The following is a 13,404-nucleotide window of genomic DNA, read 5'->3' on the forward strand; positions in this document are numbered from 1 at the left end:
GTACGCTTTCCACGTTGACGTACGTACGTTCATTGCGTACGTATCGATGCATGACGCCCGCAGAGCGCATCATCCGGCGATTCGGTGGCATTCGACCCATGGCGTCGAAGCTCCGCGACACGCCGCCCTCGACCATCCAGGGCTGGATGGAGCGCGGCCTCATTCCGATTCGCCGGGCGCCCCAGATCATCGCCGCCTCCCGCGACCTGCCGCGCCCGGTGACGGCCGCCGATTTCATCCCGCGCCGCGACGCGGACGATCCGGTCGATATCGCGCGTGAGGAGGCCGTCTGATGCCGCCCAGTCCACGCCCGCGTAACCGGCTACCGGCCGCCCGACGCCTCGGCCGCGGCGAAGGCCTCGAGCAGAGCGGCCGCGAGGTCGCGGGCCTGCTCGAGGCGCATCCCGACCGTGTGCAGCACGGGCACCGCACGAGCGCGCGGACCCTGCGCGCGGCCGCCGGTGGTCATCAGCACGTAGGGGCCGCCCGGCCCAGGCAACGGCGCCACCAGGAAGCCGTTCAGCGCGTGGATCTCCGGTCCAGTCTCCATCCCGCTTCCCTCCCCCGCGGCACGGCCGCCGGCACCCGCGAATCCCTGCGCGCGCCGGGCGCGCGCCGCACCCGCAGACACCGCGCCGGCCCTGCCCGGAGCTTGGCGCTCGCCGGACCTCAAGCTGGCTTCGTCCTCACGCCCCGGCTGCCTCGCTGGCCGCATCGCAGCCGGGGTGTCGCCGTTCTCCTCCGCCGCTTCCGTCGCCTCCCGTCCGCACGCCGTGCTTCGGCCCCGCCGAGGATCTCGCATGGAGGGCTGATCGAATGCGGTCAAAATCGCGGTGGCGTCGCATGGTGACGGTGGAGCAGGCCAACGAGGTCGCCCGGGATCCGCTCCTGCGGCTCGTGCTGGATCGGAAGGATCGCACGGGCTCGCTGATGGCAGCCTACGACGATGTCGGGGGATGCCTCGGCCGCTCACCGTCGTGGGTGCGCAAGGTTATCGGGCGCGCGGCCGACGTCTCGGTCGGTCTCCACGACTGGCTCAACATCAACACGCTCTGCGCGAGGCTCGATGCGGCGAGCGCGCGGCTGGAGGCCGCGACAGCGGCCCGAGAGGAGGCGCGACGTGCGGTTCGTGAAGCTGCTGCGGTCGCTGGGCCGCTTCGGTCTGGCCGCGATCCGGGACCTGCGGTCGCGCCTGCGCGCGTGATGCCGGGGACGCTGGCCGAATTGCCCCGCGCCCCGGGCTGAGGAATTCCGCCCCTGCGGGGCGTGCCCCGCGCATTCTGGAGGCCCGCGATGGCCGAGAACTCGGACAGCCCCCGGCCATGGGGCGACGCGCGTCCGCTCGCGTCCCTGGCCGCGCCCGCGGTCGCGGAATAGCCCGATGCGCTGGATCCTCATCCGCGCCGGCGCGGTTCTCGGCCGGGGCAGCCGCGAGACCGTGCTGACGCTCGCCGAGCACCACGGTCTCGTCTGGCACGCGACCTCGGGGTGTTCGCCCGAGCCCGGCCGGGGCTACCATCCCGACGGCACGGAACTGCCGCCGCGGCTCGTCCAGGGCGCCCTGATCCTGCCGGAGGCCATGCTGCCGGCGCGAGGCCGGAGGCGCGCGGCATGAACCTCCCGCACGCCATCACCGCGCGCCTTGAGGCGATCCGGCCGGAATACCGGGCACCCCCGCACAACGTCGACGCGGAGCAGGCGCTGCTCGGCGCGATCCTGGTCAACAACGACGCCTATCACCGCGTGGCGGACTTCCTGCTGCCCGAGCACTTCATGAAGGAGGCGCACCGCCAGATCTTCACGTTGGCCGGCGCACTGATCCGGGGCGGCACGGTCGCGACCCCGATCACCCTGAAGACCTTTCTGGGCGATGCCGATTTCGGCGGCCAGACGGTGATCCAGTACCTCGCGCGGCTGGCCTCCGATGCCACCACGGTGGTCAACGCCGGCGCCTACGCCCGCACGATCCACGACCTCGCCGTGCGCCGTCGCCTGATCACCATCGGCGAGGAGCTGGTGAACGGCGCCTACGAGGCCTCGGTGGAGCAGGCGCCTCGCGACCTGATCGCGGCCACCGAGTCTCGCCTGCTCGACCTGATCGACGCGGAGCCGGGCCTGGGCTCCACGGCGCAGAGCGCGGCCCAGTCCGCCGCCTGGATGCGCGAGCGGATCGATGGCCTGCGCTCGGGGCTCATCCGCTCGAGCGCGATCCCGACGGGGCTGCCCGACCTCGACCGCGCCACCAACGGCGGATTCCAGCGCGGCCAGCTCTGGATCCTCGCCGGGCGTCCCGGCATGGGCAAGACGGTCGCGATGACGACGCTGAGCCGCCTCGCCGCCCGTGCGGCCGGCGTGCTCGCCTTCCAGTGTGAGGTGACCCGGGACCAGCAGATGGCCCGCTACCTCGCCGACCTGTCCTATCGGCACAACCGGCCGCTGCCCTTCGGCCGGATCATGGCGGCCGTCGACCTCGACGAGGAAGAGCTGGCGCGCCTCGACGAGGCGATGCAGTGGTTCGAGCGCCTGCACCTCACCCTGACCTGCGAGCCCAGCGTCGGCCTCGCGCAGATCGCCGCGGCCGTGAAGGTCGAGAAGCGGCGCCTCGCCCGGCAGGGCATCGCCCTCGGCGTCGTGTTCATCGACTATCTGAAGTTCATCAAGGTCTCGGACCGGTACCAGGGCAACCGGGTGCTGGAGATCGGCGAGATCACCGGCGGGCTGAAGCAGCTCGCCAAGGCCGAGGACATCTGCGTGGTGCTGCTGACGCAGCTCAACCGCGCGGTCGAGGCCAAGGACCGGGCCGACCGCCGCCCGAACCTCGCGGACCTGCGCGATTCCGGCGAGATCGAGCAGGACGCCGACGCGGTGCTGATGCTCTACCGCGAGGCCTACTACCTGGAGCGCAAGCTCAAGGCCTCCGGGGGCGACCCCGAGATCGGCGCGCGCCTGATCGAGCGGCAGAACGCTCTCGAGCTCATCCTCGCCAAGAACCGCGCCGGCCCGTGCCCCACGCTCGACCTGTGGTGCGACGTGGCCGCCTCCGCCATCGCCCAGACCGCACGAGGCCCGCTATGAGCCAGCATTCCGCCGCGTCCACGCCTTTGCCCGAACCGCTGGTGCCGGCCGACATCGACGTGGACGGGATCCACGGTTTCCTGCTGCACACGGACCGGCTGTTCCATTCGGAGCTGTGGGCGCTCTCGACGGGCGACGAGTTCAAGGCGGCGGTCGCCCTGTGGTGCCACGCCTGGCGCCAGCGCCCGGCGGGCTCGCTGCCCGACGACGACCGGCTGCTCGCCGCCTTCTCGGGGGCGGGCCCGCGCTGGAAGAAGGTGCGGACGATGGCCCTGCGCGGCTTCGTCCTGTGCGCGGACGGCCGCTACTATCACCGGGTCCTGTGCGAGGACGTGCTGCGCGCCGCGGAGGCGAAGGACGCGCGGCGCGAGCGGACCGCCGCGGCCACGCGGGCCCGTCAGCGCAAGGGTGATCCCGAGACGACCCCGCCCGGCGGCGAAAAACCCTATCTTCTCAACGAAACGCCCGACCGTAACGATGGTCGTCACGATCAACGTCACGATCAACGTCACGATCAACGTCACGACCCACGCGACGATCGACGTGACGATACCGTCACGGTCGCCACGCGCGGACCGTTACGTTCACCAAGGGAAGGGGAAGAAGAAGGGAAGAAGAAAGATATACCGGCGGCCGCCTGTGATCCTGTACCCCGCGCGGACGGCGCGCCGCCCTGGAACAACCGGGCGAACTTCGACCGGGTCGAGCACCGGTGCCGGACCGCCCTGCCACCGGGCTGGTGCCTGGACCCCGTCGTCGGTCCGATGGCGCGGCTGGAGGCGGACGGCCTCGACCTCGAGCGGGAGATCGTCCCGGCGATCCTCGACCTCGCGGTCAGTCGCCGCGTGCCGATCCGGACCTGGGCGCTGCTGGCCAACGCGGTCGCCGAGTGCGTCGCCGCCCAGCGCCGGAGCCGCGCCGCGCAGGGCCTGCCCGCCGTGCCGCCGGCGCCGGTACCGCCCGACGAGATGATCGACCTGCCCGGCGGCCTGCGCTGGCCAGAGGCCGACCTGCGGACCTGGATCGCCCGCTTCCGCGAGAACCCGGCGACGTGGTCGGAATCGCTGTTCGGCCCGCCCCCGGGCCAGCCCGGATGCCGGATCCCGCCACGGCTGCTGATCGGCGAGGCCGCGTGAGGGCGCCGCGCGGAGCCGGCCCGCGCCCAGCGGCCGAGGTGTTTTCGTGCGATCGAGGAGTGTGACATGGCTCGGAAGCGCGGAACGAACGGATCCCGGATCAGGGCCGAGCACGCGGTGATCGACCAGAGCCTGACGTGGTTCGTGGTCCACACACTGCCGCTGCACGAAGCCTCCGCCGCCGAGGAGTTCGGGGGTCTGGCCATGGATTGGTGGCTACCCCGCTACCGCGTCACCGTGGTCCGGCGCGGGCGCAAGATCGACACGCAGGCGATCTTCTTCGCCTCGTACCTGTTCGTCGGGCTCGATAGAGACCGTCACGCCGGACGGTGGACCGAGCCGCTGTTCGACAGCCGCCACGTCATCGACGTGCTCGGCCGGCGCGCGCCGCTGGAGATCCCGGGCTCGGTCCTGCAGGCCCTGTCCGATCGGATCGCGGGCGTCGACGAGACGGACCGGGCGAAGCGGCGACGGGAGGCCGCGTTGCTCCAGGTCGGCGAGCTGCGCCGGATCTTGAACGGGCCGTTCATGTCGTTCTTCGCCGAGGTCCAGGATGTTCTCAGCAACGGGCTCGTGCGCGCGGAGGTCAGCCTCTTCGGCCGTGCGACGCCGGTCGAATTCACACCCGACCAACTTGGCGATCCGGTCGCGGCTTGACTTGGGAGTTCGGATCTGAGTCTATTCCGCCCGTGGACGGCCGGATCGTGAGCTGCGCTCGGTGGAGGGTGCGCCTGCCGGAACTACCGGATCACGTGTCAGCGTCGGGACCCTCTGCCCACGCGCGACATGCACAGCCTGGATTCTGCGCGCGATCGGATACCGCTGCTCGGCTGAGCTACCGTGATCAGAATCTCGCCGCCGCGATCCCGAATAAAATAACCCTGGAAACTCGATGCCCCGTGGACGGCCGAAGGGCGCTCGCAACAAGGCCACGGCCGAGATCAAGACGCTCTGCCAGGAGCAGGGCCCGAACATGGTCGCGCGCCTCGTGGCCATCGCCAGCAACGCGAAGACGCCGGAGAATGCGGCTGTCGCGGCGATACGGGAGATCCTCGACCGCGGCTACGGCAAGCCGACCCAGGCCCACGAGCACGGCGGCCTCGGCGGCGGTCCGATCGCGGTCGACCTGACGGGCGCAACCGATGAGCAACTGGCCGCGCTCGGCGCTCTCTTCGGTCCGCTTGCCGCCGCCGGCGCAGCTGCTGGCGGCGATCCGGGCGGAGCAGGCGCGGCGTAGCGAGAGGGCCGAGCGCGAGCGGATCCGGACCCGCAGCGCGTCGCTCGCCGGCTTCGTCCAGGAGGCGTGGCACGTCCTGGAGCCGAACCAGCCCTACGTCCATGGCTGGCACATCGAGGCGCTCTGCGCGCACTTGGAGGCGATCACCCACGGGCGCTTCCTGGCCCTTGGGCTGGAGAACCGGCTGCTGATCAACGTCCCGCCGGGCACGATGAAGTCGCTCATCGTCTCGGTGTTCTGGCCCGCCTGGGAATGGGGGCCGTGCGGGCTCCCAGGCCTGCGCTACCTGACCACCTCGTACAAGGAGGACTTCGTCAAGCGCGACGCGCGGCGCATGCGCGACCTCGTGTCGAGCGCGTGGTACCGGGCGCTCTGGCCCCACGTCGCGCTGTCCCGCTCCGGCGAGATCTCGTTCGCCAACACGGCGACCGGCTCGCGCGAGGGCATGCCGTTCGCCTCGCTGACCGCGGGCCGCGGCGATCGGGTCATCATCGACGATCCGCACTCGACCGAGACCGCCGAGAGCGAGACCGAGCGCGAGCGGACGCTGCGCATCTTCCGGGAATCGGTGACGACGCGCCTCAACGACCCGGCGCGCTCGGCGATCGTGGTGATCATGCAGCGCCTGCACGAGCGCGACGTCTCGGGCGAGATTCTGCGGCTCGGCCTGGGCTACGTTCACCTGATGCTGCCGATGGAGTTCGAGCCGGACCGCGCCTGCCGGACGCCAATCTTCGCCGACCCGCGCACGCTGGACGGCGAGCTGCTGTTCCCCGAGCGCTTCCCGCGGGCAGTGGTGGAGCGCGACAAGGTCCCTCTCGGCGCCTACGCGGTGGCAGGGCAGTTCCAGCAGCGGCCGGCGCCGCGCGAGGGCGGGCTGTTCGACCGGGCGGGGTTCGGGATCGTCGACGCGCTGCCGCCGATCGAGAAGTGGGTGCGCGCCTGGGACTTCGCCGGCACGAGGAAGCGGCCGGGCGCCGATCCGGACTGGACCGTCGGTGTGAAGATGGGCCGCGGGGCGGACAAGCGGTTCTACATCGCCGACGTGGTTCGGGTGCGCGAGACACCCGGCAAGGTCCGCCAGCGGCTGATCAACACCGCCGGCCAGGACGGGGCCGCGGTCGGCATCCGGATCCCGAAGGATGCGGGGCAGGCCGGCATCGCGCAGGCTGAGGACTACGTCACGGCACTCGCGGGCTTCATCGTCAGCGCCGTGGCGCCGACCGGGTCGAAAGAGGTGCGCGCCAAGCCGCTCTCCAGCCAGGTCGAGGTCGGCAACGTGCTGTTGCTGCGCGGGCACTGGAACGAGGCGTTTCTGGAGGAACTGGGCATGTTCCCGGCGGGCAGCCACGACGATCAAGTGGACGCGGCCGCCGACGCGTTCAACGAGTTGGCCGGCGTGCTGCCGGGCGAGGGGCTGATCGAGTTCTACCGTCGGCAGACCGCGGCAAGCTCAGCTTCAGAGAGCCTTCGCCACGGGTGGTCGATGCCGAGCGGCGCGGCCGAGGGCTCGACAATCGAGCTGGTGGCACCGGCTGGCACAGGATCCGTGATCGGCTTGTCGGGGGCACGCTATACGCCTGACACCCATGGGCGTATCGCAGTCGTGACCACGGACGCCGGGCCGCTGCTGGCCTCAGGTTTCAGCTATGCAGCCGAGGCGGTCTGAAGGTCTTTCTTGGGTGTTGAGCGGTCTGTTCGCTTTCCGAAGGCTCAAAAAAGCATCTTTTGAATGCAATCCCCTCTGCTCACGATCAGCTATAACTGCGGATAAGGCCGCATAGCGCACGCCTAAATCGCATCATCCCGACTAACACGATCAGCTCGCGATACACCAGATCAAACCCAAAGTAGAATTAGATTTCAAAATTCAACCAGCGCGGCATTCGCTATCAGGCAAAAATAATGCGCTGCTGTCCAAATATCTTGATCAAACATTAACTGTTAAATTCAGTTTTTAAGGCAAAGTTCTGGGCAGATCTACCGTATAGCGGCATCGGATGATGTCGCAGAAGGATGAGAGCTGTTAAATGTTCGATCTTTGGGGCGATGATCGCGCTAAACTCGAGGCTTTGGATCGTTCGCAGGCAGTCATCGAATTTAAGCCGGATGGCACGATCATCAGCGCCAATCGCAATTTTTTGCAATTGATTGGCTACGAACTGACGGAAATACAGGGGAGGAATCACGCGATTTTTGTTGATCCTGAATTCGCTGCAAGCTCTTCCTATAATTCGTTCTGGACTGCTCTGAGACAAGGCGAGTTCCGGAACGATGCTTTTCGACGGATAGCCAAAGGTGGCCGTGAAATCTGGATTCAGGGAAGCTACAACCCGGTTCTCGACCGAGCCGGCCGCGTCACGAAGGTGATCAAATTCGCGACCGATATCACCGTATCGAAGACGCGAGGCTTGGAGGCGGATGGCCGCCTGTCGGCGCTCGATCGCTCTCAGGCCGTCATCGCGTTCACCCCAGATGGTACGATCCTGGACGCCAACAGCAATTTTCTCTCTGCTATGAGCTACCGCCTGGACGAGATCCGCGGAAAGCACCACTCGATCTTCGTCCCAGAATGCGAACGGGCTGAGGGCAGTTACCGCGCGTTCTGGGCCAATCTCAAGCGCGGAGATTTTCAGACGGGCGAGTACCGCCGCCTCGCGAAAGATGGAACGGACGTCTTTATTCAGGGCACCTACAACCCGATCACCGATGCAGACGGGCGGGTTATGCAGGTCGTTAAATTCGCCGTCGATGTCACGCCGCAGGTCCGCCAAAGGCAGCAACTCGCTGAGGCGCAACGTGCCATCGGCAACGATCTTGACGCGATCGGCAAGGCTGTGGAGGACGTCACGCGTCAGACAGGCGAGGCTGCCGGAACAGTCGGCCGGGTGTCCTCCGACATCCAAGCCGTAGCCACCGGCGCAGAGGAATTGTCTGCCTCGGTCGGTGAGATCAGCCAGCAGGTGAGCCACGCCGCGCGGATCGCCGGCGATGCCGTGGATCAGGCCCGGCATACGGGCGACATCGTATCTGGCTTGAGCGAGCAGGCGGCGCAGATCGGTGCCGTTGTTGGCCTGATCTCTGGCATCGCGGCGCAGACAAATCTGCTGGCGCTCAATGCCACCATTGAGGCTGCTCGAGCAGGACAAGCCGGCCGTGGCTTCGCCGTCGTCGCGACAGAGGTGAAGGCGCTGGCTGAGCAGACAGCGCGGGCGACCGACCAGATCCGCGGACAGATCGCCTCCACGCAAGCTGCAACTCATGAAGCCGTCGGGGCGATCGGGAACATCCAAGCCACGATCCGCACCCTGAATGATGTTTCGTCAGCTATCGCGGTTGCCGTTGAAGAACAGTCGGCGGTGACCCGCGAGATGTCAGGCAGTATGCAGACAGCTTCGCATGGCGTTTCCACTATTGCGTCCGGAATGGACACCATCGCCGCAGCGAGTGCGCAAGTCGATCAAGCGACTCGGCAAGTCCGAGAGGCGGCACGCGCGATTGCTTGAGCAATTGGCAAGCCGTACTGTACTATCGAGTCTGTCTGTGTGATTTCCAATATCGTAGTATTCTCAGGATGATCGGAAACAAAAATCGGATGTAATTTTGAATAACAGTTCAGTAGCATGATCCGCGAATGTCAGATCACGCATTCTTGTAACTGTTAGGGGATGCCGGCAGCCTGAGAATATAATAAGCGTCCAAAGCAATGCAGACGCTATTTTCAACCGATGGAGTGCCGCAGAGGGACCGTTTCCGCCTGTGGCGCGACATCTGCGAAGACCGCCTGGTCCCAATGGCGCAGCAACGCTTGGAAGGCGGCGCCTTTCAGGCTGTCATTGAGGGTTGTCAAGTCGGCGGCCTTGGTTTCACAAAGTTCTCGTTACAAAATTTGCATGCCGCCACCACTCCGCAGATGGTGCGGCATCCTGACAATAAGACAGACAGGCTGTTTATGAGCCTGGTCCTGGCCGGCTCCGTCAAAGCACTTCAGAACGATAAATCGGCGGTCTCTACCACTGGTGATTTTTCGATCAGAGACACGAATGCGCCTTGGACGATCGAACATAGCGGATATAGCGAAGTTCTTGCCATTGAAATACCTAGGGACAAAATCGAAAGTATTATAGGACCTGCGCGACACTTCGCCGGACTGATCGTAGGGCGTCATCTTCCGGTTGCGGCTTTGGCTCGCTCATTCCTTTGTGATCTGGCGCGTACGGCGGACCAGTTGGAGCCCCATTCTGCTGAGCGCATGGCGGCCGTCGGCGTTGATCTCATCGCCGCCAGCATAGCCGAGCGCATGGCAATGGAATCGCCCAAGTCTCTGCGCGGCTCATTGATCGTGCAGCGAGCGAAATCCTACATCTCCGCAAATTTTTCCGATCCGCGCATAGGCCCAGCCGAAGTCGCATCCGCGGCAGGTGTGTCTTTGCGCCAGTTACAGATGCTGTTTCGCGAGAATGGGGATAATATCGCCGCTTGGATCTGGCAGCGACGATTGGAAATGGCGTCTCGGCGGCTTTCAGACCCTGGATGTTCACACCTTTCGTTGGGCGAGCTCGCCTTTGAATGCGGCTTCTTGGACCAAGCTCATTTCTCTCGCCGATTTCGAGCTCATTTCGGTCTCAGTCCGCGCGACTACCGCCATGCCGCACTGACTCGGCAGGCGTAATCCCGGTCTATTGCGTTTTGCAATAACAAGACGTCTAATGGTATGGGATATTTGAGCGACTTGGCGTAGATATTGGGTAAGCACTGACAGATTATTTATAAAAATGGCTAGCGGAGTTAGGACCGTCAGCGGCGGGATGGTCCATAAATTGGGTCAGGCGGTTCGGTTGTGCTCGAAGATATAGCGTCTCATCGACGACTACCGATCTGGAAGACTGTTTCTATGGAACATCGGCTGTTATTCTAGTGGATAAAAAATAGGTCGTCAGCGGACAACTCTGATCCACAGCCTTCGATCGCACCCGCACTGCTCTCCAGATCGATCTTCGCGCTCCGCCAAAGGGCAATTGCATTTGGCCTCACCGTCGCGCGGCGGCGTGGCGGGCACCTCGCTCGCTCCGCTGGCCTACACCCTCACCTATGGAAGCGCGGGCGCTGGCTCGATGACCGGCCATGGCTCGGGCTGGTTCGGTCCGTCGGTGCCGATGCGCCCGACCGCGCCCGCGGAGGTCGCCGGCCGCCGCTTCGACTACCCGACCGGTTACAACCTCAACACCACCGCGCGCGCCTACGAACCGGTCTCGTTCGCGCAGCTGCGCCGGCTCGCCGACGGCTACGACCTGCTGCGGCTCGTGATCGAGACCCGTAAGGACCAGGCCGCCCGGATGAAATGGGCGATCAAGCCGCGCGACAGCGGAAAGCCGGCCGCCGCGAAGACCGCGGCAGTCACGGCCTTTCTCGCCAAGCCCGACGGTATCCACCCCTGGACCGACTGGTTGCGTATGGGCCTAGAGGACGTGTTGGTCCTCGACGCCTGGACAGCCTTCAAACAGCGCTCCCGCGCGGGCGACCTCCTCGCCCTGGAGCCGATCGACGGTGCCACCATCAAGCCGATCCTAGGCGAGGACGGCCGCGTGCCGATGCCGTGGGTGCAGGGTGGCCAGACAGTCTGGCCCGAGGCGTACCAGCAGATCCTAAAGGGCCTGCCGGCGGTGAACTACACCGCCCGCGAGTTACTCTACCGCCCGCGCAACCTGCGCACCGACCGCGTCTACGGCTTCTCGCCGGTCGAGCAGGTGATGACCACCGTCAACATCGCCCTGCGCCGACAGGTGATGACCCTGGAGTACTTCACCAGCGGCACCGTGCCGGACGCGCTGATCGGCGTCCCCGAGACCTGGGGCCCGGACCAGATCGCGACCTACCAGACCTACTGGGACTCGCTCTTCACCGACAACCTGGCGGCGCGCCGGCGCGCCCGCTTCGTGCCTGGCAAGGTGGCGCTCCACCAGACCAGCGAGCCCCAGCTCAAGGGCGAGTTCGACGAGTGGCTGTCGCGGGTGGTGTGCTTCGCCTTCTCGATCTCGCCCCAGGCGCTGATCAAGCAGATGAACCGCGCCTCGGCCGACACGCAGAAGGAACTCGCCGAGGAGGAGGGCCTCGCGCCACTGCTCGACTGGATCAAGGGCGTCCTCGACGAGGTGATCGCCGACGACCTCGCCGCGCCCGAGCTTGAGTTCGCGTGGCAGGAGGACGAGCAGATCGACGAGGCCGCGCAGGCCGAGCGCCTGCGCGGGCTGAGCGCGGGCGGTCTGATGCGGCTCAACGAGGGCCGCAAGATCCTGGGCCTCGATCCCGATCCGAGCCCGGCCGCCGACGTCCTGATGGTGATGACCGGCGCCGGCCTCGTGCCGATCGACGCGAACACGCTGGCGGGCAAGAAGGCGGCGCTCGACGCGTTCGGGCCGCCGCCCGGGGCGAACGGATTCGGTAGCTCCGGGCAGGCGGCCGAGGAACAGGACGACGGACCGTCGGACCCGGTCGCCAAGTTGCTCGGTAAGTTCGACGAGGCTCAGCCGCGGGACGCGCGCGGCCGCTGGACCGATGGCAGCGCAGGCGGCGAAGCGGATGAGGCCGCCGAGCGCGCCGCGTTCAAGCGCACCGTCCTGCGCACCGCGATCGGCGGGGCGGTGATCGCAGGAGGCGCGATCGTCACGGCCGCGTCCGGCGGCACCGTGCCGGCCGCGGTCGAGGCGGCAGTCTGGATCGCCGAGAACTACCTGCTCGGCGACGCGCTGGTCACGGCTGGTCGCCACATCGGCGCGCATCTCGGCTACGACGACGACGAGGTCGCGCACATGCTCGACCAGCTCGCCGGCGCGGTCGGGGTCGGAAAGGCGGCCGGGAACGCCGCCGCGGGCGAGCGGATCCGAGACCAACTCGCCCAGGTGGTGGACGCCGCGCTCGACGCGATGATCGCTACCGTCCGCGACGCGGGCCTCGACGCCGACCGCCGCAGCCCCATCGTGGCTGCCCTGGAGGATCTGCGCGGCCGCCTCACGACGCGGATCGCGCATCTGCCAGCGCCGGCCCACAAGGCCGTCGGTGCGGCACTCACCAAGCGGCGGGTGTGGAGGCCGGCCGATCCCGTCCCTTTCGACCGGCCGGCCACGCGCCGGGCCATGCGTGCGATTGCGGAGCGACTGGACAGAGCCCTGGCTGCTGCCCGCTCTGACGTGGTCGCCGGGCTGCGCGGGTTCGGCAAGCTCGCCAAGGTCGGATCGGAGCCCGACGACGCCGACGCACTGCGCCGCGCGCTGGACGACTTTCTCGACGCGCTCGACTTCGCGGATCTGCGCGCTGTCGCGCCAGAGGTGGCCGACGAGCTGGAGGCCGTCGCCGCCGATGCGGGCCGCAGCGCTCTGGCGCAGATTGGCGCCGCCAGCCGTGAAGAGCTGGTCGACCGCGTGAACGCCCGGGCGGTCGCCGCAGCCAGGGCCCGGGCGGCCGAGATGGTTGGGATGCGCTTCGACGCCGACGGGCGACTCGTGCCGTCGGCCGACGCGCGGATGGTGATCACAGAGGCGACTCGCGACCGGCTGCGCGAGACCATCGCGTCAGGCCTGGAACGCAACCTCGGCCTCGACGCCATCGCGGAGGCGATCGAGACCGACTACGCTTTCTCGGAAGAACGGGCGGCGCGTATCGCCGAGTACGAGGTGGCCAGCGCCAACGGTGCGGCGTCGCTGGAGAGCTACCGGGGGGCGGTCGCGGACGGCATCGCGGTCCGCAAGGCTTGGTGGGCTGAGGAGGGCTGCTGCGCGGTCTGCCAGGCCAACGCGGATGCCGGCGCGCTCGCACTCGACGAGGCGTTTCCGAGCGGGGACGACGCGACACCCGCGCATCCGTCCTGCCGCTGCGTCGTGGTGCCGGTCGTCGCGGAAGACGCGGCCGTTGGCTAGGGGCGCAGTCCGCCGAAGCTTCCGCGGGGCAAGCCTTCCCAAC

Annotated in this window: 12 protein-coding genes; 11 read left to right on the top strand and 1 reads right to left on the bottom strand. The window is 67.3% G+C overall.

Annotated features, from left to right (window positions below; translation table 11 throughout):
• Positions 1-50 precede the first annotated feature (50 nt).
• Complete coding sequence (locus ACLBX8_RS00425) at positions 51-293, top strand: carph-isopro domain-containing protein (RefSeq protein WP_447697560.1); 243 nt, start codon at positions 51-53, stop codon at positions 291-293.
• A 29-nt stretch (positions 294-322) separates the two neighbouring features.
• Here the strand turns inward: ACLBX8_RS00425 and ACLBX8_RS00430 are convergent, their stop codons facing one another.
• A complete protein-coding gene (locus ACLBX8_RS00430; RefSeq protein ID WP_447697561.1) occupies positions 323-550 on the bottom strand; it encodes a hypothetical protein in 228 nt (75 codons plus the stop codon).
• A gap of 293 nt (positions 551-843) precedes the next feature.
• Here ACLBX8_RS00430 and ACLBX8_RS00435 point away from each other — a divergent pair, with 293 nt between their 5' ends.
• The 10 genes from ACLBX8_RS00435 to ACLBX8_RS00480 all read left to right on the top strand — a co-directional run bounded on the left by ACLBX8_RS00435 (position 844) and on the right by ACLBX8_RS00480 (position 13,361).
• Positions 844-1,245: a hypothetical protein gene (locus ACLBX8_RS00435; protein WP_447697562.1), complete on the top strand. Its 402-nt coding sequence runs from the start codon at positions 844-846 to the stop codon at positions 1,243-1,245.
• Between the two features lie 136 nt (positions 1,246-1,381).
• Complete coding sequence (locus ACLBX8_RS00440; protein ID WP_447714475.1) at positions 1,382-1,615, top strand: hypothetical protein; 234 nt, start codon at positions 1,382-1,384, stop codon at positions 1,613-1,615.
• Complete coding sequence (locus ACLBX8_RS00445; protein ID WP_447697564.1) at positions 1,612-3,075, top strand: DnaB-like helicase C-terminal domain-containing protein; 1,464 nt, start codon at positions 1,612-1,614, stop codon at positions 3,073-3,075. The genes ACLBX8_RS00440 and ACLBX8_RS00445 overlap by 4 nt, the downstream gene beginning before the upstream one ends.
• Entirely contained in the window at positions 3,072-4,211 is a 1,140-nt protein-coding gene (locus ACLBX8_RS00450; RefSeq protein ID WP_447714476.1) for a DUF1376 domain-containing protein, read from the top strand. Before ACLBX8_RS00445 ends, ACLBX8_RS00450 begins: the two co-directional genes overlap by 4 nt.
• Before the next feature lie 66 nt (positions 4,212-4,277).
• Complete coding sequence (nusG, locus tag ACLBX8_RS00455) at positions 4,278-4,868, top strand: transcription termination/antitermination protein NusG (protein ID WP_447697566.1); 591 nt, start codon at positions 4,278-4,280, stop codon at positions 4,866-4,868.
• A gap of 235 nt (positions 4,869-5,103) precedes the next feature.
• The gene (locus ACLBX8_RS00460; protein ID WP_447697567.1) at positions 5,104-5,448 is read left to right on the top strand and encodes a hypothetical protein; all 345 of its coding nucleotides are present in this window, start codon (positions 5,104-5,106) and stop codon (positions 5,446-5,448) included.
• Positions 5,354-7,117: a phage terminase large subunit gene (terL, locus tag ACLBX8_RS00465; protein ID WP_447714477.1), complete on the top strand. Its 1,764-nt coding sequence runs from the start codon at positions 5,354-5,356 to the stop codon at positions 7,115-7,117. The genes ACLBX8_RS00460 and terL overlap by 95 nt, the downstream gene beginning before the upstream one ends.
• A gap of 361 nt (positions 7,118-7,478) precedes the next feature.
• Positions 7,479-8,954, top strand: a complete 1,476-nt coding sequence (locus tag ACLBX8_RS00470) for a methyl-accepting chemotaxis protein (protein WP_447714478.1) — start codon at positions 7,479-7,481, stop codon at positions 8,952-8,954.
• 200 nt (positions 8,955-9,154) lie between these two features.
• The gene (locus ACLBX8_RS00475; protein ID WP_447697569.1) at positions 9,155-10,120 is read left to right on the top strand and encodes a helix-turn-helix domain-containing protein; all 966 of its coding nucleotides are present in this window, start codon (positions 9,155-9,157) and stop codon (positions 10,118-10,120) included.
• Between the two features lie 442 nt (positions 10,121-10,562).
• A complete protein-coding gene (locus tag ACLBX8_RS00480; RefSeq protein WP_447714479.1) occupies positions 10,563-13,361 on the top strand; it encodes a phage portal protein in 2,799 nt (932 codons plus the stop codon).
• Positions 13,362-13,404: the final 43 nt, after the last annotated feature.

This window comes from Methylobacterium sp. D48H (assembly GCF_053345715.1).

Coding starts and splice junctions, on each gene's coding strand:
- ACLBX8_RS00470 (WP_447714478.1), top strand. CDS start 7,479: ATGTTCGATCTTTGGGGCGATGATCGCGCTAAACTCGAGGCTTTGGAT.
- nusG (WP_447697566.1), top strand. CDS start 4,278: ATGGCTCGGAAGCGCGGAACGAACGGATCCCGGATCAGGGCCGAGCAC.
- ACLBX8_RS00440 (WP_447714475.1), top strand. CDS start 1,382: ATGCGCTGGATCCTCATCCGCGCCGGCGCGGTTCTCGGCCGGGGCAGC.
- ACLBX8_RS00445 (WP_447697564.1), top strand. CDS start 1,612: ATGAACCTCCCGCACGCCATCACCGCGCGCCTTGAGGCGATCCGGCCG.
- terL (WP_447714477.1), top strand. CDS start 5,354: ATGAGCAACTGGCCGCGCTCGGCGCTCTCTTCGGTCCGCTTGCCGCCG.
- ACLBX8_RS00450 (WP_447714476.1), top strand. CDS start 3,072: ATGAGCCAGCATTCCGCCGCGTCCACGCCTTTGCCCGAACCGCTGGTG.
- ACLBX8_RS00425 (WP_447697560.1), top strand. CDS start 51: ATGACGCCCGCAGAGCGCATCATCCGGCGATTCGGTGGCATTCGACCC.
- ACLBX8_RS00430 (WP_447697561.1), bottom strand. CDS start 550: ATGGAGACTGGACCGGAGATCCACGCGCTGAACGGCTTCCTGGTGGCG.
- ACLBX8_RS00460 (WP_447697567.1), top strand. CDS start 5,104: ATGCCCCGTGGACGGCCGAAGGGCGCTCGCAACAAGGCCACGGCCGAG.
- ACLBX8_RS00435 (WP_447697562.1), top strand. CDS start 844: ATGGTGACGGTGGAGCAGGCCAACGAGGTCGCCCGGGATCCGCTCCTG.
- ACLBX8_RS00475 (WP_447697569.1), top strand. CDS start 9,155: ATGCAGACGCTATTTTCAACCGATGGAGTGCCGCAGAGGGACCGTTTC.
- ACLBX8_RS00480 (WP_447714479.1), top strand. CDS start 10,563: ATGACCGGCCATGGCTCGGGCTGGTTCGGTCCGTCGGTGCCGATGCGC.